The organism is Glutamicibacter sp. FR1, from assembly GCF_047300825.1.
Classification (GTDB): Bacteria; Actinomycetota; Actinomycetes; order Actinomycetales; family Micrococcaceae; genus Glutamicibacter; species Glutamicibacter nicotianae.
In genome coordinates, this window is record NZ_CP178602.1 from 1,591,933 (window position 1) to 1,608,592 (window position 16,660).

General features: G+C 61.4%; 19 protein-coding genes. 15 read left to right on the forward strand and 4 right to left on the reverse strand.

Annotated elements, in window-relative coordinates; all coding sequences use genetic code 11:
- The first annotated feature begins 52 nt into the window (after positions 1-52).
- Positions 53-922 carry a VOC family protein gene (locus ACLQ8T_RS07670; RefSeq protein WP_413456273.1) on the forward strand — a complete coding sequence of 290 codons (870 nt, stop codon included), beginning with the start codon at positions 53-55 and terminating at the stop codon, positions 920-922.
- Between the two features lie 74 nt (positions 923-996).
- Here the strand turns inward: ACLQ8T_RS07670 and ACLQ8T_RS07675 are convergent, their stop codons facing one another.
- Complete coding sequence (locus tag ACLQ8T_RS07675; RefSeq protein WP_413456274.1) at positions 997-1,788, reverse strand: CatB-related O-acetyltransferase; 792 nt, start codon at positions 1,786-1,788, stop codon at positions 997-999.
- A 67-nt stretch (positions 1,789-1,855) separates the two neighbouring features.
- Positions 1,856-3,661: a glycosyltransferase gene (locus ACLQ8T_RS07680; protein WP_413456275.1), complete on the reverse strand. Its 1,806-nt coding sequence runs from the start codon at positions 3,659-3,661 to the stop codon at positions 1,856-1,858.
- A gap of 316 nt (positions 3,662-3,977) precedes the next feature.
- On the opposite strand from ACLQ8T_RS07680, the gene ACLQ8T_RS07685 reads away from it, so the two are divergent.
- Positions 3,978-4,106, forward strand: coding sequence for a hypothetical protein (locus tag ACLQ8T_RS07685; RefSeq protein WP_255209554.1), 129 nt, complete (start codon positions 3,978-3,980; stop codon positions 4,104-4,106).
- A 120-nt stretch (positions 4,107-4,226) separates the two neighbouring features.
- Here ACLQ8T_RS07685 and ACLQ8T_RS07690 read toward each other — a convergent pair whose 3' ends face one another.
- The gene (locus ACLQ8T_RS07690; protein WP_413456276.1) at positions 4,227-4,742 is read right to left on the reverse strand and encodes a hypothetical protein; all 516 of its coding nucleotides are present in this window, start codon (positions 4,740-4,742) and stop codon (positions 4,227-4,229) included.
- Between ACLQ8T_RS07690 and ACLQ8T_RS07695 the strand changes: the two genes are divergently transcribed.
- Together ACLQ8T_RS07695 and ACLQ8T_RS07700 are read left to right on the forward strand one after the other, a co-directional pair.
- A complete protein-coding gene (locus tag ACLQ8T_RS07695) occupies positions 4,687-5,073 on the forward strand; it encodes an iron chelate uptake ABC transporter family permease subunit (protein ID WP_413456277.1) in 387 nt (128 codons plus the stop codon). The two genes, ACLQ8T_RS07690 and ACLQ8T_RS07695, sit on opposite strands and share 56 nt — an antisense overlap.
- A 64-nt stretch (positions 5,074-5,137) precedes the next feature.
- Positions 5,138-6,865, forward strand: a complete 1,728-nt coding sequence (locus ACLQ8T_RS07700) for an HNH endonuclease signature motif containing protein (RefSeq protein WP_413456278.1) — start codon at positions 5,138-5,140, stop codon at positions 6,863-6,865.
- 47 nt (positions 6,866-6,912) lie between these two features.
- On the opposite strand, the gene ACLQ8T_RS07705 is transcribed toward ACLQ8T_RS07700, so the two are convergent.
- Positions 6,913-7,542, reverse strand: a complete 630-nt coding sequence (locus ACLQ8T_RS07705; protein WP_073706331.1) for a LysE family translocator — start codon at positions 7,540-7,542, stop codon at positions 6,913-6,915.
- Positions 7,543-7,792: 250 nt separating this feature from the next.
- Between ACLQ8T_RS07705 and rpsP the strand changes: the two genes are divergently transcribed.
- The 11 genes from rpsP to ACLQ8T_RS07760 all read left to right on the forward strand — a co-directional run bounded on the left by rpsP (position 7,793) and on the right by ACLQ8T_RS07760 (position 16,652).
- On the forward strand, positions 7,793-8,203 hold the full coding sequence (rpsP, locus tag ACLQ8T_RS07710) for a 30S ribosomal protein S16 (RefSeq protein ID WP_038991489.1): 411 nt from the start codon (positions 7,793-7,795) through the stop codon (positions 8,201-8,203).
- 2 nt (positions 8,204-8,205) lie between these two features.
- A complete protein-coding gene (locus tag ACLQ8T_RS07715; protein ID WP_038991490.1) occupies positions 8,206-8,448 on the forward strand; it encodes an RNA-binding protein in 243 nt (80 codons plus the stop codon).
- Between the two features lie 154 nt (positions 8,449-8,602).
- Entirely contained in the window at positions 8,603-9,145 is a 543-nt protein-coding gene (rimM, locus tag ACLQ8T_RS07720; RefSeq protein ID WP_084083780.1) for a ribosome maturation factor RimM, read from the forward strand.
- 3 nt (positions 9,146-9,148) lie between these two features.
- Positions 9,149-9,973 carry a tRNA (guanosine(37)-N1)-methyltransferase TrmD gene (trmD, locus tag ACLQ8T_RS07725; RefSeq protein ID WP_413456279.1) on the forward strand — a complete coding sequence of 275 codons (825 nt, stop codon included), beginning with the start codon at positions 9,149-9,151 and terminating at the stop codon, positions 9,971-9,973.
- A gap of 249 nt (positions 9,974-10,222) precedes the next feature.
- Positions 10,223-10,582 (forward strand): 50S ribosomal protein L19, encoded by a 360-nt coding sequence (gene rplS, locus ACLQ8T_RS07730; protein ID WP_204721937.1) that lies wholly within the window; start codon positions 10,223-10,225, stop codon positions 10,580-10,582.
- A gap of 13 nt (positions 10,583-10,595) precedes the next feature.
- Positions 10,596-11,243, forward strand: a complete 648-nt coding sequence (gene lepB / locus ACLQ8T_RS07735) for a signal peptidase I (protein WP_413456280.1) — start codon at positions 10,596-10,598, stop codon at positions 11,241-11,243.
- Between the two features lie 424 nt (positions 11,244-11,667).
- Positions 11,668-13,965, forward strand: coding sequence for a trypsin-like serine protease (locus ACLQ8T_RS07740; RefSeq protein ID WP_413456281.1), 2,298 nt, complete (start codon positions 11,668-11,670; stop codon positions 13,963-13,965).
- A 173-nt stretch (positions 13,966-14,138) separates the two neighbouring features.
- Positions 14,139-14,726 carry a hypothetical protein gene (locus tag ACLQ8T_RS07745; RefSeq protein ID WP_193057783.1) on the forward strand — a complete coding sequence of 196 codons (588 nt, stop codon included), beginning with the start codon at positions 14,139-14,141 and terminating at the stop codon, positions 14,724-14,726.
- 164 nt (positions 14,727-14,890) lie between these two features.
- Positions 14,891-15,595 (forward strand): signal peptidase I, encoded by a 705-nt coding sequence (gene lepB, locus ACLQ8T_RS07750; RefSeq protein ID WP_338085771.1) that lies wholly within the window; start codon positions 14,891-14,893, stop codon positions 15,593-15,595.
- A gap of 11 nt (positions 15,596-15,606) precedes the next feature.
- A complete protein-coding gene (locus ACLQ8T_RS07755) occupies positions 15,607-16,332 on the forward strand; it encodes a ribonuclease HII (protein WP_413456282.1) in 726 nt (241 codons plus the stop codon).
- A complete protein-coding gene (locus ACLQ8T_RS07760) occupies positions 16,332-16,652 on the forward strand; it encodes a DUF2469 domain-containing protein (RefSeq protein WP_128470383.1) in 321 nt (106 codons plus the stop codon). Before ACLQ8T_RS07755 ends, ACLQ8T_RS07760 begins: the two co-directional genes overlap by 1 nt.
- Positions 16,653-16,660: the final 8 nt, after the last annotated feature.

Below are 16,660 nucleotides of genomic sequence, written 5' to 3' on the forward strand. Positions count from 1 at the left end.
GGAGTAGGGTGATATCCAACAGGAAGTCCTGATCGGAAAGAAGGCGCTGGAGATGACCATGCTCAAAGAAGACAAGCTCGCCGCAACCACCCACATGAACGCCGTGCAACTGAAGGTCGGCGACATGAAGGTCATGAGCGAGTACTACCAGCAGGCGTTGGGACTGGCTGTTTTGGATGAAACCGCGGAAGGCACCCGCCTGGGCCGCGGCACCCAGGAACTGGTCAACCTGCAGAACGCGCCAGGCCTGCAGCTGCCATCGCGCAACGAAGCGGGGCTCTTCCATACCGCACTGCTCTTCGACACCAAGGCCGATCTGGCAGCCACCGTGCTCTCGGCGGCCCAGTTCGACCAGAGCCGCTTCGTGGGCAGCTCGGATCACCTGGTCTCCGAGGCCTTCTACTTCACCGATCCGGAAGGCAACGGCATCGAGCTGTACTGGGACCGTCCGCGCGATACGTGGAGCTGGAGCGGCGGCGAGGTGGCCATGGATACCATCTACCTGGATCCGAACAAGTTCCTCAATGAGCACCTGAACGAGCAGGCCATCACCGGACAGCGCCAGGCCGCCGCTGATATCGGGCACGTGCACCTGCAGGTCGGCGATGTCGCCACCGCCCGCCAGTTCTACGTCAACACCCTGGGCTTCGACGAGACCACCACGCTGGGCAACCAGGCGCTGTTCGTCTCCGCTGGCGGATACCACCACCATATGGCCATGAATGTGTGGAACTCGCGCGGCGCCGGGCCGCGCAAGGACACCCTGGGTCTGGGCGAGGTGCTGATCAACGTCCCGACCGAAGACGAGGTGGGCAAGCTGGCCGAACGTCTGGCCTTCGCCAAGGTGGAGAATCACCATACCGGCGCGGAGCTGCGTTTCAAGGACCCATGGAACAACGAGCTGCGCGTGGCAGTGGGCTGATCCAGACTCCGGCCCGACAGCTTAATTGCCCCGGGCGCCCGCCAATTCGGCGAGCGCCCGGGGCATTCCCATGTTCAGTCGCTTGCGGATTGCACCGAATCCAGGTGCTCGGCAATGTGCCTGGCGGTCAGCGGCTGGGTTTCTAAGGGCTGCAGCGTGCCGGCCGCTGCCCGTTCAAGCACCTGCTCGGCGAAGGCCGCAGGGTCCGACACCTGCAGCGGCGTGAGATCCTCCGGGGCGTACCGCCACCATTGGGAGGCCTTCAGCGCTTCGGTGGTCTGGGCATCGAAGCGGTCGCGGATCTTCTTCGCCGGCAGCCCGCCCACCACGGTGAATGGCGCCACGTCCTTGGTGATTACCGAATTCGAGGCGATGACCGCTCCATCGCCAATCGATACCCCATGGCCCAGGGTGACCTTCTCGCCGATCCACACGTCGTTGCCGATGGTGATCTTCCCCGGCGTGTAGCCGTACTTCGCCGTGCCCAGTTCCACGCCGCGATCGGCGCAGTAGGTCTGCATCAGCAGCCGCTGGTTGTAGAACACCGGGCTGGTCGAAGCCCACTCCAAAGGGTGCTTGGCACCCATGACCGACAGGCCCTTGGCGATCGAGGTGAAGCGCCCGACGCTGATGGCCTTGTTGAGCTTCGAATGCGTGTAGGAGAACGCGCCCATACGCGGCAGGGCTGTTCCGCTGGTGCCCCAGAAGGTGGTGTAGGGATCCAGGGCGAGGTCTTCCTCGTAGCTGACCCAGGCATCGGGATTGTAGGTGCTTCCGGTGTCCTCGAATTCCTTCATGCCAGGAACCGTCATGAGGATCCGGTGGCTCTTGAGCAGCGGCCGCAGCCGGGACATCTTGATTCGCATGCGTTCGAGTTTATCGAAGCGGCATTGGAGAACTGTCCATGGGCGCGGAGCACGCGCTGGATGCCGGCTACTGCTCGGGGCGGAAGGAGAGGTTCTTCTGCGTCGTGAAGTAGGGCAGGATCATCGATTCGGGCAGGCCCAGGCGCTTGTCTTCAGCATCCTTGCCCACCCGCAGGCGCAGGTTCACGTCCACTGCCGTGTCCTGCTCCGGGATCTCGCCCAGCAGCTGGGGATCCACATCGAAGAAGGCCAGTTCTCCCTCCACGCCGGTGCTGGGCACCAAGGCGAGCTCTTCCTTGCTGCCGCGGTTGACGAAGACCAGCTCGAAAACGGCATCGGCGGGCAGGGCATCGAGGTCCGCGTGATGCTCCACCTTCACCTGCAGTCCCTGGCCCTCGGGGAATTCCACGCCGCGCAGCCGCGCATCGAAATGCGGGACGTCGCTGGTTGCGGCCTTCTTCTTGAACAGCTTGGCGATGGACACGGTTTCCTCCCAGAGCGAGACGAGATCGCGAGACTGGTACTCGCGGGCAAAGGTGCGGGCTTGCTGCGACATCCTCGCGGCCAGCGCAGGGTCTTCCATGAGCTGCTCGACGCGGTCCGCCATCAGCTGGATATCCCCATGGGGGATCAAAAAGCCGTTGTCCCCATCGGTGATGCTGTCGGCGGGGCCGAAGTTGATGTCGAAGGACACCGGAATGCATCCCTGCGCCTGGGCTTCGAGGATCACCAGGGCCTGGCCCTCGTTGGTCGAGGTGAACAGCTGGGCCAGGCAGGAGGCGAAGTGGCGGGGGAGCTGATCGGAGAAGCCGTGGAAGACCACCTGCTCGCCCAAGCCCAGCTCGGCGGCCCGCACTTCCAGCGCGTCGCGCTCGCTGCCCTCGCCCACGATGTGCAAGGTGGGATGCTTGCCGCGGCGCGACAGCTCATGGACGGCATCCAGTGCGGCGGCCACATTCTTGTTGGGGGTCAGCGAACCGGCGACGATCAAATCCGTGGCGCCGCGTTCGGGTTCTGGCGGCTGGAGAACCGAAGGCTTCAGCGGATTGGGAATGACGAATGCCGAGTCCGGATTCCCGAAGCGCTCGACATAGGCCTGGCGCTGCGCGCGGGTCAGGAAGACGAACGCATCCCAGTTGGCGCGTTCCTCGATGATCGGGCCGTGGCCCTTGGAAAGCTTGCCGGTGGCTAGATCCTGCCCCTTGGCCACATGGATGCTGTGGAAGGCGAACACCTTGGGCACATGCACGGTTTTCCACGAGGCCAGCATTGCCGCGGTGAATTTGCTGTCGATCACCATCAGGGAGTCCGGGTGGTCGACGATCTGCGAGAGCCAATAGCGGTAGAACGATGCAGCGCTGTTGAAGCGCGCCACCAGCATTCCGGTGCGGTCGAATGCCTCGAGGATGCGCCGGTGCTTGCCATCATGGAATTTCGTATCGGTCAGGAAGGCGGTGCCGTCGCCGCGGAAGTAGGCGGTTTGCCTGACCTCGCCCTCCGTGCCGGCCACGCTGTGCTCGCAGAACACGCCGGCGCCGCCGGGATGGCGGACCGATTCAGTGAGGGTGAAGTCCTGGTGCGTGGGTTCCGCTTTCCTGCCCGGGATACTGTCCTGCGGCTGCAGGTCGTGCTCGGCCAGGTGGATATAGGGGTTGAGCACCTGGACCTTGGGCGAGAGCTTGCCGCGTTCCACGAGCTCTTCGGCGATCTGCGGAATCTGCGCATTCGGGGCGAAGGTGATCACTGCCGCCGAGCCATGGCGCTCGGCGAAAGCCGCCGCGCGCTGGGTGCAGACTGTGGTCATCCCGCCGAATTCGCGCTCCAGTTTCCACGTCACCATATAGGCGTGAAGATGCTGTTTCTTGAATTCCACGGCGAATGATCCTTAGGTTGACCACAGGAAAGTTAATTTCACACGAGAACAGGAAGTACCTCGCGCCAGATTTCAGCCTACGGGGTGAAGCTAGGCGGGCGCTGGAAATGCGCCGTTGTGCCGGTCACATCGCGTCATTTGCGCAGCGGGCAGTGTGCTCGCCGGATGCGCCGAGTATGCCGGAATCATGGTAAGAATCGCCCAGCTGCCCGCATCCCTTGCCCTTCTGGGCGAAACTTCCTATGGTCGTGGGCATGGGGTACTTTCCCCGCATTTGTTGGAGGCGCAGCGCGCCTCTGGTAAAGGACGGCACGTCATGTCGAGCAAATCCCCGCGCAAGGGCGAAGCGAAAAAACCAGGCAAGAGCATCAAGGAGAAGCGCGCTGAGAAGCGGCTGAAGCACGCGGAGAGCGCTGTCGATCCGGTGCGCAAGGCCGCCAGATAACCACTGATTGAGCGCGGCACCTTTCGGGGCCGCTAGTTAACAGCATCGAGTCCCTGCCTACGGCGAATGACGCCGGGCAGGGACTCGATTCTCTTTAATGGTTGGAGCTGCTCGCGGCCGCTATGGCAGCTGCGGGTCGACCTCGAAGTGCTCGGCCACCTGGGTGATGACCTCGCCGGCGCCCTGCAGCGAAACCGAGGAGAGGAAGATCGAGTCGTCAACCGGCATGACCTCGCCCTCCAGCTTCTCCCACAGCGGGTTGGAGGTGAACTTCTTCTCCTGGGCGCGCGATGCGTCACCCTCGGCACCTTCCGGCGCCCAGGTGGACTGGAAGATCACTTCGGCATCCGCCTTCAGGATTTCCTCCGGCGAGAGCGGAACGAAGATCGATTCGGTGGTGTCCGGCGCGTCCTCCGGACGCGGGATGCCCATGTCGACCATGATCTCGCCGATGAACGAATCGGTGGCGTACAGGCGCGCGGTGTCCTCGCCGGCGAAGCGCACCAGCGAATAGGTGGTCTCCGGCTTCTTCGCCAGGATTTCTTTGCCTACCGCGGCGGCGGTAATCGTTCTGGGACTGGTGGCCGCGGCGCTGCTGTGCAGCCAGCGCGAGGTGCTGGCCCTGGATTCGGACACCTCCCGCGCACTGGGCATGCACCTGGGCCGCGACCGGGTGCTGATGCTGGGCATCGCCTCGCTGCGCGCCATCGCCGCGACCGTGATCGCCGGGCCACTGGCTTTCGTCGCGCTGGCCAGCGGGCACGCCGCCCGGCTGGTGGCCCGCGGCACCATCCCTCCGGTGCCGCATGCGGCGCTGATCGGGGCGATCTTCGTGCTGCTGGCCGACCTGCTCGCGGCCCGCGTCTTCCCGGTGATCCTGCCCGCCGGGGTGGCCACCGCGGTGATTGGCGCCCCGTACCTGATCTTCCTGGTGATCCGCCAGTCCAAGGTCCGCCAGCGCGGATAACCGCTTATCCACATTTCGCGGCATCGGCCCGGCCAGCGCAATGGGCCGGGGCGATGCTGGGTCCATGGGAATCCACCAGCTAGCCGCAGCGACGCAGATCCTGCGCGAAGCCATCAACGGGGACCTGCCGCGCCAAGCGGCCGGAGTGCTCCTGGAGCTGATGGCTTCCTGCCTCGCGCTGCCGGCCAAGCTGTCTGCCGCCCTGCGTGAGAGTGATGACCCGCGGGTGGCGGCCGCCCATGCCCGGCTGGTTGAACTGCTCTACCGCTACACCTTGCGCGAGCAGCTGCGCAGCGCCATCCACCTCGAATCAACCGGCGCCCACCTGCTGGAAGACGACGAGCTGGCGGCCGTCGCGGATTCAACAGTCAATTTGGCCCGGCCAGCCCGCCAGCATTCGGGACGCGCCCACTACCAGAACACCGGAGACTTCCTGGCCGGGTGGCTGGGAATCAACGCCCACGAAGGGCAGCATCGGGTCAGCGACGCCCACCTGCTCATCGCGCGCCGGCTGATGGATGGCAGCACCGCCGCACCGCGCTTCGCGCAACTGGCCAAGCTCTACGCCGAGGCTCCTGCATTGGATCCGCGGATGGTGGCCCGCGCGGCCCGTGCCCTGGACAAGTTCGAGCCGGCAGACACCAGCTTCCAAGGCCAGCCGCTGCAACCCACCGCCTGCAATGCCCAGGGCCAGCTGCTCGAAGAACAAGCCGCCGAGCTGCTGCAGGAACCCGATCGCGCCACCCGCGAAACCAAGCTGTCGGCCATGCTGAGCGCTGAACGCAAGGCCCGCACGCAGACACGGACTCCGCAACCGGGCATCTATCCGCGGGGCACCGTCGGGGACTGCGACAAGTACGAGCTGCTGATCGGCGGAACCCAGCGCGAGGAATTCCGCTCCACCCTGGCCCAGGCGGATAATCCGCGCACCACGGCAGGCAAGGCCGCCCGTGCGGCCGGAGCCGCCCCAGACGCGGCGCCACGCCAACAGGCTAACGTCGCGGACGAGCCAGCCAGCGACGACTTGTTCAGCAGCAGCGAACCTCCGCCACCGTGGGCCCAAGCAGAACAAGAAGAACACGAAGAACACGAAGAGCACTGCGAGTCTGAGGACCAGGAGGACGCAGAGTCCAGGTCCTCCGAGTGGCAGCCAGGCACCCAAGATGCTCAAGGCACTGATGGCACTAAAGGCTCTAAGGATTCCGCCTTGCTTGGCGATGGGGACGTGCCCGTGCCTCAGCGTCGGCTCAATGCACTATTGGCCGCGCTGAAGCAGCGTTCGACAGGGTCGCCAGCCAAGGGCATCGCGCCAAGGATCGGCATCCACATCCAATTGAACGACCTGCAGGATCTGGGTGATCCAGCCAAGCTGGGAGCCACCACAGATCATGGGTTGAAACTCGATTCCGTGGATACCGCCCAGCTGATCTGCCAGGGTGAAATCTACCGGGTGGTGTTCGGTCCCGATGGCCAGCCGCTGGATGTGGGGCGCAAGGAACGCTTCTTCACGGAAGCGATGAAACGGGCGATCTTCGCCCGAGACCGTGGATGCATTGTCCCGGGATGCAGCGCACCACCGGAAACGATCGAATACCACCACAACAATTGGTGGGAGCGAGGCGGGTGCACCTCGACGCGCAACGGCAGCTGCCTGTGCCGGCGGCACCACCATGCCGTCCATGCCGGGTTGCTCTCCGTGGTTACGGTCGGGGGACTGGCGCACATCCTGCTGCCCAAGCACCTGGATCCGCTGCAAATGCCGCGAAGAAACAGTGTCCCGGTAGCTGCCTGAGCACGCCGAATGCCCAGCTGCGCCGCCACGGCGGCTGGTGCACGAGGTTACGGCCGCGAGAGCGCGACCTTCAGCCCGAAACCGATCAGTACCGTCCCGGTGATCCGATCCATCCAGGACACCGCCTTGGCTGAGCTCAGCCAGCGTCCAGCGATCCGTACTCCGAATACCAGAATGGCGGCCCACATCAGGGTGAGGGCAACATGCACGGCGGACAGGCCGACGCCCATGAGCAGGGCATTGCTGCCGGCAGGGGTGAATTGCGGGATGGCCGCGATATAGAAAACGCCGATCTTCGGGTTCAGCACGTTGGTGACCAGGCCGGTCAGGTAGGTTCGAATGCCGCTTTGCGGCACCGGGATTTCGGTGCTCGGCAGCTGCTTCTTGCGCAGGCTCCGGTAGATCATCTGCCCGCCCAGGAAGACCAGGTAGGCAGCGCCGGCGTAAGTGAGGATCTGGTACGCCAGCGCCGACGCGGCCAGAATTGCCGATGCTCCGGCGGCCGCGGCCACGCCCCAGACGAAGACACCGGTGCAAATCCCCAGCCCGGCCAGCATGGCCTCGCCGCGCCCACGGGTGATCGCCGAACGAAGGATCAACGCAGTATCAACACCCGGAATCAGGGTCATCAAGGCGGCAACGGCGCTGAAGGCCAGCAAAGCGGAAGTGACGGTCATAGAATAAATACTAAGAGCTCCAAATCAGTGTGGCCTCCGGGGTGAGCAAGCTCATGATCATTGCCCGACGCGTTGCGCCAGATGGAGTTGGCCAGCCAGCCTGCTCTCTGGCATAATTGCAGGGTACTCGATTCGCAGTGGCCCCTCTCTCCGCTACGAATCCTGTCCTTTTAGAGTCCAACCAGTAAGGCCTGCCCCACAGGTGCCAAAAATTGGATTCGACCATGTTGAGAAACAGGAGACCACAAAAGTGGCCGTAAAGATTCGTCTGAAGCGCTTCGGCAAGATGCGCGCACCTTTCTACCGCGTTGTCGTCATGGACTCGCGCGCCAAGCGCGATGGCCGTGCCATCGAGGAGATCGGCAAGTACCACCCAACCGAGAACCCATCGGTTATCGAGATCGATTCGGATCGTGCACAGTACTGGCTGTCCGTTGGCGCACAGCCAACCGAGCAGGTACACGCACTGCTGAAGGTCACCGGTGACTGGCAGAAGTTCAAGGGCATCGATGGCCAGGAAGGCACCTACAAGGTTGCCGAGCCTAAGCCAGCATTCGTTGCTCCTGAAAAGGGTTCCGTGATCCTCCCAGAGGCAATCACCAAGAAGGCTGAGAAGCCAGCTGCTGAAGAGGCAGAGGCCGAAGCTACCGAGGCTGAGTAACAGTGCTCGTTGACGCGCTAGACCATCTGGTACGCGGGGTTGTCGAGGAACCGGAAGACGTCAAGGTTGCCTTGAAGTCCACCCGCCGCGGCGACCTGCTCGAAGTTCGTGTGAATCCTGAGGATCTCGGTCGTGTGATCGGACGCCAGGGACGCACCGCGCGAGCACTGCGCACCGTGATGGCAGCGTTGGCCAAGGAGCCGGTACGTGTTGATGTAATCGACACCGACCGTCGCCGAGGCTGAACAACTTAGAAGTCTGACTTGTAAGTTGGCTTCGAAACGAAAGGAGTTTCCGTCCTGAGAAGTGACGGGAACTCCTTTTCGTGTTTACCCTAGAATTTCCAAACCAGTCTCCCGGCGCACGCCACGGAACTTAGTGCAGAAAGAGCAGCAGACTATGCGATTGCAGGTTGCCCGCATCGGCAAGCCCCACGGCATCCGTGGTGAAGTCACCGTCCAGGTCATGACCGATAACCCGGAAGAGCGCTTCACCGCTGGCGAAGAATTCATCGTCGTCGACGGCCCGGTCAAAACCCTGACCATCAAGAACGCCCGCTGGAACAAGACCATCCTGCTGCTCGCCTTCAAGGAAATTGCCGACCGCAACCAGGCGGAAACCCTGCGTGGCGCACGCCTGGAAATCGAGGTCTCGGACGAGCCGGAAGACGACTCGGACGAATGGTACGAGCACGAATTGCTGGATCTGAAGGTCATGCTCGATGGCGAGCAGGTCGGCGTCATCACCGCACTGCGCACCAATCCAGCCCAAGATCTGCTGGTCTTCGAAGACGCTGACGGCGAGGAAATCTACCTGCCGTTCGTCGACGAGTTCGTGCCGGAGATCGATCCGGAAGCCGGCATCGTGGTCATCACCCCGCCGGCAGGACTGCTGACCTTGAACAGCGATGAAGAAGGCAGCGAAGAAGAGGGAACAAAGTAAGCCATGCGTCTGGACGTCATCTCGATTTTCCCTGAGTACCTGCAGCCGCTCTCGCTGTCGCTGATCGGACGCGCCGCGCAAGACGGCATCCTGGATCTGAATGTCACCAACCTGCGCGACTTCACCACCGACAAGCACCGAAAGGTCGACGATACCCCCTACGGTGGTGGAGCCGGCATGGTGATGATGCCCGAGCCGTGGGGTCAGGCACTTGACTCGGTGCGCCCAGCCGACGCTGCCGGTCCCAAGCCGACGTTGATCGTCCCGTCGCCTGCAGGCACTGTCTTCAACCAGCAAATGGCCTACGACCTTGCCGAAGAAGAGCACCTGGTCTTCGCCTGCGGCCGCTATGAGGGCATCGACGAACGCGTCATCGAGTACGCGCACGAGAACTTCAACGTCATCCCGGTATCCATCGGCGATTACGTGCTCAACGGGGGAGAGGTTGCCGTCATGGTGATGGTGGAAGCCATCGCCCGACTGATCCCCGGTGTCATCGGCAACCCTGAATCCCTGGTGGAAGAATCCCACTCGGATGTCCTGCTGGAATACCCGGTGTACACCAAGCCGGCCTCTTGGCGAGGCCGCGATGTCCCGGAGGTGCTGCTCGGCGGCAACCACCAGCGGGTGGGACGGTTCCGCCGCGATGAGCAGATCAAGCGCACCGCTGCGCGCCGCCCTGACCTGATCATGCAGCTGGATCCCGAGAGCCTGAACCGGAAGGACCGCGATGCCCTGTGGCACAGCGGATTCGCGCTCGTTGACGGTGCCATTACCCCCAAGTCCGAACTGGACTGGGCCACCGGTGCCGACACCGAGGCGGGCTAAGAGGGCAAAATCACTCGAAGCCATTTCGGGCAGACTCGCGTCGGCTTCGCTGATACGGCATAATTGTTTCTTGGTGTGTTTTTGTTCGACTCCTGCCGCAGGGGGAAGTTCGAGCCATAGAAGACCGCCGCATCGATTGCTAGGGGCAATCGATGGTACAACGTTCCGGGGATTTCACTGGTTTCGACCGGTGTCGGGCCCCGCTACGAGGATTCGGTGACCTGCGGCATTGATCCTAGGAGATGCACCATGCATATTCTTGACTCTGTTGACGCAGCTTCGCTGCGCTCCGACGTTCCAGCCTTCGCCCCAGGCGACACCTTGAAGGTGCACGTCAACATCATCGAAGGCAAGAACTCCCGTGTTCAGGTCTTCCAGGGCTACGTGCTTGGCCGCCAGGGCCGCGGCATCGGCGAGACCTTCACCGTTCGCAAGGTTTCCTTCGGCACCGGTGTTGAGCGTACCTTCCCAGTTCACTCCCCAATCATCGAAAAGATTGAGGTTGTGACCAAGGGCGACGTGCGTCGTGCAAAGCTGTACTACATGCGCGATCGCCACGGCAAGGCTGCTCGCATCCGCGAGAAGCGCGACTTCGGCGCAAAGAAGTAATCTGCGTTCTTCGATGAACCGGATTGCACGCACCGAGCGGGCAACAACGAAGCGCCAGGCCTTTTCATGGGTCTGGCGCTTCGCTGTACTCGCAGTTATTCTCGGCCTGCTGGCCACCATTCTTCTTCGAGCCACGGTGATCGATGTCTTCCGTATCGAGTCCAACTCGATGGAGCCCACGCTCAACCCTGGCCAAAGCATCTCCGTGGACCGCCGGGCCTACTCGGATGCCGAACCGCAGCGCGGAGACATCATCGTTTTCGATGGCCGCGGCTCGTTCCTCCCGTACGCCAAGCCGAGTTTTGCTGATGATCTGCTCTCGGCGTTCAGCCTCGCAGGAAGCAACAACAAGTACGTCAAGCGCGTTATCGGCGTTGGGGGAGATACCGTGGAATGCTGCAGCGCTGATGGGCGGCTGCTCGTTAACGGCGAACCCGTAGACGAGCCGTACATCTACCCCGGGGATGCTCCGAGCGAACAGGAATTTTCCGTAGAAGTGCCGGAAGGCCGTTTGTGGGTCATGGGCGATCACCGGTCCACGTCCAAGGATTCGCGCTCGTTGCTGGGTGCCAGCGGCGGCGGGATGATCAGTGTTGAACGGGTTACCGGCAAGGCCGCAAAGGTAATTTGGCCTCTCGATCAGCGTTCGGAAATCCGGTGACACGCCGTAACAACTAGCAAATTCGCTTGCGCCAGATGGGTAGAACTACCCATCTGGCGCATTTTTTCTATGAACATGTAATTAATTTGGTTTGAATTTCACGGCCTAAGAGTTCCTGTGTAATCGGTGTGCAAATTGTGCGGCAACTTTCAGGATCTACCAAGCTGACTAGGGATTAGAAAGAGTATTCCAATCTTAAACCAACGTTACTGGCTCGTAATTTGTGACCCAACCCGTTTCGGCCGAAGGCACTTGACTAGGTAAAACGTAACTCTGAGTTTGTATTTTTGTTGGATTCGAAGCTTGAAAAGCTGTGCGGGAACCAAGTATTGTTTCATTTTGGTAACAACACCTGTGCTTACGCGTGCGCCCTTAGGTAAGGGGAAACGCAAGCACTCGCACCATAAATCTGGGAGAAGCGTTAATGCCACATCCAAAAAAGAAGACTGCGCAACGCGGCATCGTTGCAGCAGCCGCGACCGCTTTGGTGGTCGGTTCGAGCTTCATGCCTGCAGCGGCAGCGCCGACGGTTTCCGAATCGCCGACTGCTTCCACTCCGTCTAGCGAGAAGCCATCGCCGAGCGCCAGCGCTGTCGATACCGAAGGTCTCGACAAGGCTATCGAACGAGACCTCGACAAGTCGGTTGAGGAGTACGTCAAGGACGGGGAAACCAGCGACGCTGTTTCCAAGGTTCGCGACGAACTGAACGAAAAGGGCGTGGAAGCCACTGCCTCGGTGAAGGACGGCAAGGCCGAAATCACCGTCGGCAAGGACGACGCCGACAAGGCGAAGAAGATCATCGCTGAAACCGCTACTCCAGCACCTACCACGTTGGAAATTAAGGTCCTCGATGCTGAGGTCAAGACTCCACGACAGGTCTACAAGGAACTTGCGAAGACCGTTGCGCCGAAGGAAATGAAGCGCATTACCGCGATTCTGAACACCGCCGAAGGCCTGAAGATCTATGCTGAAGGCTTCGAGAAGAAGGAAGCCAAGGCTCTCGAATCCCAGGCTGCCGAGCTCTCGGCCGAGGACCTGACCATCGAAGAATTCGTCAGCCAGGCCAAATACGTCGAGGGTGAAGAAGGCTCCGGCGTCGCCGAGACTACCGCCCTGGAAGACGTCTACGGTGCAATGGGATACGCCATGGACCAGTCCGGCCAGCCTTCCGACGCAACCACCGTTTGCTCGCTGGGCTTCAACGCTTGGAACCCAGCTGGCGAAGATGCAGTCATCTCCGCAGGCCACTGCTCCGAGGACGGCACCACCACGATCCTCGGTCTCTTGGAGCACTCGGCCCCAAGCGAGATTGAAGGCATCAGTGCCGAACTGGGCACCTTTGGCTTCAACCAGTTCGGTGGTCCGGGCAACTCGGGCTTAACCATCGAAGAACTGAACTCGATGACTGAAGAAGAGTTCGAGAACCTGGAGCCGGGCACCGACATCTCGGTGATCGACGACATCAACCCTGAGCTGAACCTGCACGCTGCGGTCTCGCAGTGGCCAGAAGGCCAGGACGAGCGTGACAAGGTCATTAACGTGACCGGCGTGTCCAAGGCCGTCATCGGGTCCGAGGCCTGCTCGGCTGGCCGCACCACCGGCTGGAGCTGCTCGGAAATTTACGGCGAAGGCGTCTTCTTCGTCTACGGCCAGAACGACACCGTGCGTTCGGTCTGGGGCTACTCCGCAGAGAACCCGGGCCAGACCGTGCTGGACCAGGGCGACTCCGGTGGACCAGTGCTCGTCGGCAGCAAGGCCGTGGGCATCAACTCCGCCAACTCGGGCGGCCAGGACGGAATCGAGAACAACGCGGACGACGTTGCGATGTACACCTCGCTGGACGATGTCTTCAAGAAGGGCTACATCGACGGCTACCAGGTGAAGTTCTTCGTGAACGCCCCTGCACTGTCCGTGGAGAACGGCACCGAGGTTGAGGCTGGCGATACCATCACCGGCACCGTCAAGAACGCCGCCAGTGGCACCAAGGTCAACATCATCGTTGACGGCAAGGTTGTCGATACCGTGACTGTGGATGCCGAAGGCAACTTCAGCTTCACCGCACCGGAGAAGCTGGGCGAGTACTCGTTCACCCTGCAGGCCAAGAACGGATTCAACACGTCTGAGCGGGTCAACGCCAACGTCGTGATCGTTGCTGCGCCGACCCCAACTCCGACGCCGACCCCAACTCCGACGCCGACCCCAACTCCGACGCCGACCCCAACTCCGACGCCGACCCCAACTCCGACGCCGACTCCGACCCCAACCCCAACTCCGACGCCGACTCCGACCCCAACCCCAACGCCGACTCCAACCGAGACTCCGACTGACGAGCCAACTGAGACTCCGACTGACGAGCCAACTGAGACTCCGACTGACGAGCCAACCGAAGAACCTTCGGAGACGCCATCGACCTCGCCTTCCGAGGACCCGACTGATGAGCCAACCGAAGAGCCTTCCGAGAGCACCTCGCCATCGCCTTCCGAGGATGAATCCGACGAGCCATCGACCTCGCCTTCCGCTTCGGAAGATGAGGAGCAGTCGGAAGCTCCTAAGGACGATGAGCCAAGCAAGTCTGCAACTCCAAAGGAAACTCCTAAGAAGGAAGATCCATTGGCAGACACCGGTTCGAACAGCGTTCCGCTGATCGCCGCTGGTGGTGCAATGGCTCTGGCCGGTGCAGCATTCCTGCTGTTCCGCCGCAGCGCACGCCGTCACGGCTAAGGGATTCTTGACCCACGGGAATAGATCCTGCTGAAAGTGCCCCGCTACTTTGGAACAAGTAGCGGGGCATTTTTACTTGGCACACATGTAGCTCCTTGGTTGCTCTACGAATCTGGCACTAGCCTGAAAGCTAAGATCGTTGCGGCAACGTGAATACCACCGAGGTGTAAATTATGAATTCGAACGCTAGAACTTCACGCACGCCAATCATGCTGGCATCTACCGCCGCCATGGCTGCACTATTGCTTACCGGCTGCGGCCAGGGAACCGATCCAGGCACACAGCCCTCGGCAAGCGCTACGGCATCCGAATCCTCGCAGCAAACAGACAATTCAAGTGAGAATGCCGTGGATCAAGACGCACTGCTCCAAACCAATGACCAGCTTTCCGAAGCATTGGGTGATGACTACGTCCAAGGCTGGATCAAGGATGGGAAGCTGAACGTTTCAACTACCAGCGAAGAACAGCTTTCCACCATTGAAGAAGCCGGGGCCGTCGGACACCTGGTCCAGTTCAGCAGCGAAGAACTCCGCTCGGCAATCTCCGAAATCATGAAGTGGCAAAGCAAGCAGGAAAACCCTGTGCGCAACGCCATCCATGCCTACACGCTGAATCCTGAGACGGGCGGCATCACCTTGTCGGTGGACAAGAGCCAGCTCGAAGCTGTTGAAAAGCTGATCGAAGATGAGAAGCCCATCGGCGAAATCCCTGTGGACTACAAGGAGAGCGGCGGCATCATGACGCCGGCAGCCACGCAGTAGCCAGGCTCCGCTTTGGTGGAACGCACTAGCGGCCAGTCCCTTCGCCGGGGCTGGCCGTTGGCGCGTTCCGGAGCAACTGGCCGTAGCCGTGCAATGATACGTTGGGCCTGATTCGGCACGTAAGATGGGGATAACACGCGACAATGGAAGGCACTAATCGAATCGTGAGTGCAGCATCAGCAGAGACTCCTCGAAACCGGGGTCCACTTTACAAACTATGGCGCTTCGTTCGCGAGATTGTCTTCATTATAGCGATCGCGCTGTTGCTCTCATTCGTGATCAAGACCTTCTTCTTCCGTGCCTACTACATTCCATCCGGCTCCATGGAGCATACTCTCGAGGTCGACGACAGGATTTTCGCCAACCTCATGGTTCCCGGTCCATTCGAACTGGAACGCGGAGATGTCGTCGTATTCCGCGACGACCAGGAGTGGCTGCCGCCGCTGACCGAGTATCCCACCGCATTCCAGAACGTGCTTTCCTTTGTCGGCGTGCTTCCAGCCGCTGATGAGCAGTACCTGGTCAAGCGCATCATCGGCATGCCCGGTGACACCGTTGAGTGCTGCACCGCAGAAGGCGCCATCACCATCAACGGCGAGCCCATCGTCGAGCCATACATCTACGACGGTGACAGCCCGTCGGATATGGAATTCAAGGTGACCGTCCCAGAAGGAAAGCTCTGGGTGATGGGGGATCACCGTGCAGCCAGCGCGGATTCCCGCTTCCATGCAGATCGCCAAGGCGGATTCGTCGATATCGAATCCGTCCAAGGCCGCGCTTCGGTGATCTCTTGGCCTACTTCTCGCTGGGGCACCATCGATTCCCATGAAGAAGTCTTCGCCAATGTCCCGAACGCAGTGGCTGAGTAGCGTACATGCACATGGCTGATTCCAAGAGCAAGGCAACCACACTCGAGCACGAGCGCGCCCTGGCCGCCAAGCATGGCGTCCGCTACATCGCTGCCGTCGATGAGGTGGGACGCGGCGCGCTAGCTGGTCCGATTACCGTCGGAATGACTGTGATCGATATCCAGCAGGTCAACGAATTCCCTGAACTGCGCGATTCCAAGCTCCTGAGCCCAGAAACCCGGATGTCGCTGGTCGACCCAGTGCGCCAATGGGCGGTCGGCTACGGCGTGGGGCATGCTTCGGCAGCTGAAATCGATGAGCTCGGTGTCACCGGTGCCCTGCGCCTGGCCGGAACGCGGGCCATGACGCAGTGCGCCGTCCAGCCTGAAGCGGCTCTGCTGGATGGCAGCTACGACTGGCTGACAGCCCCTGAACCGGACTTGTTCGATATCCTGGCCGACGACCGCGAGCCCGTGGGCCTGCACATCCCGGTGGCTACCATCGTGAAGGGCGACATGACCTGCCAGGCTATCGCCGGCGCGTCCATCCTGGCCAAGGTCGAACGCGACGGCATCATGGTTGGTCTGGCCACCGAGCATCCGCACTTCGGTTGGGAGATCAACAAGGGCTATGCCACCGCCGCGCATCGCGCCGCGATTGTCCTCCAGGGTCCCTGCGATTACCACCGAAAGAGCTGGAACTTGACTTCGGGTGCTGATCAGGCCCAAGGTGAAGCCACGACAAAGAAAGCAAAGTGATGGCTGCCGACGACCTGGAAAACTACGAGTCCGACATGGAACTGCAGCTGTACCGCGAGTACAAGACCGTGGTGGGGCTGTTCAATTACGTGGTCGAGACCGAACGCCGCTTCTACCTGGCCAACGAGGTAGACGTGAAGACCCTGTCCAATGCCGGGGAAGTGTACTTCGAGCTGAACCTCACCGACGCGTGGGTTTGGGACATCTACCGCCAAGGCCGCTTCGTGAAGTCCGTCAAGGTGCTGACATTCAAGGACGTCAACGTCGAAGAACTCAACCCCGACGAGTTCCAGATTCCCAAAGACGGACTGGGCAACTAGCTCAAACC

Excerpts from the sequence above, each read along its gene's own strand:
- ACLQ8T_RS07670 (WP_413456273.1), top strand. The coding sequence starts at position 53 with ATGACCATGCTCAAAGAAGACAAGCTCGCCGCAACCACCCACATGAAC.
- ACLQ8T_RS07675 (WP_413456274.1), bottom strand. The coding sequence starts at position 1,788 with ATGCGAATCAAGATGTCCCGGCTGCGGCCGCTGCTCAAGAGCCACCGG.
- ACLQ8T_RS07685 (WP_255209554.1), top strand. The coding sequence starts at position 3,978 with ATGTCGAGCAAATCCCCGCGCAAGGGCGAAGCGAAAAAACCAGGCAAG.
- ACLQ8T_RS07700 (WP_413456278.1), top strand. The coding sequence starts at position 5,138 with ATGGGAATCCACCAGCTAGCCGCAGCGACGCAGATCCTGCGCGAAGCC.
- ACLQ8T_RS07705 (WP_073706331.1), bottom strand. The coding sequence starts at position 7,542 with ATGACCGTCACTTCCGCTTTGCTGGCCTTCAGCGCCGTTGCCGCCTTG.
- rimM (WP_084083780.1), top strand. The coding sequence starts at position 8,603 with ATGCGATTGCAGGTTGCCCGCATCGGCAAGCCCCACGGCATCCGTGGT.
- trmD (WP_413456279.1), top strand. The coding sequence starts at position 9,149 with ATGCGTCTGGACGTCATCTCGATTTTCCCTGAGTACCTGCAGCCGCTC.
- rplS (WP_204721937.1), top strand. The coding sequence starts at position 10,223 with ATGCATATTCTTGACTCTGTTGACGCAGCTTCGCTGCGCTCCGACGTT.
- lepB (WP_413456280.1), top strand. The coding sequence starts at position 10,596 with ATGAACCGGATTGCACGCACCGAGCGGGCAACAACGAAGCGCCAGGCC.
- ACLQ8T_RS07740 (WP_413456281.1), top strand. The coding sequence starts at position 11,668 with ATGCCACATCCAAAAAAGAAGACTGCGCAACGCGGCATCGTTGCAGCA.
- ACLQ8T_RS07745 (WP_193057783.1), top strand. The coding sequence starts at position 14,139 with ATGAATTCGAACGCTAGAACTTCACGCACGCCAATCATGCTGGCATCT.
- ACLQ8T_RS07755 (WP_413456282.1), top strand. The coding sequence starts at position 15,607 with ATGGCTGATTCCAAGAGCAAGGCAACCACACTCGAGCACGAGCGCGCC.
- ACLQ8T_RS07760 (WP_128470383.1), top strand. The coding sequence starts at position 16,332 with ATGGCTGCCGACGACCTGGAAAACTACGAGTCCGACATGGAACTGCAG.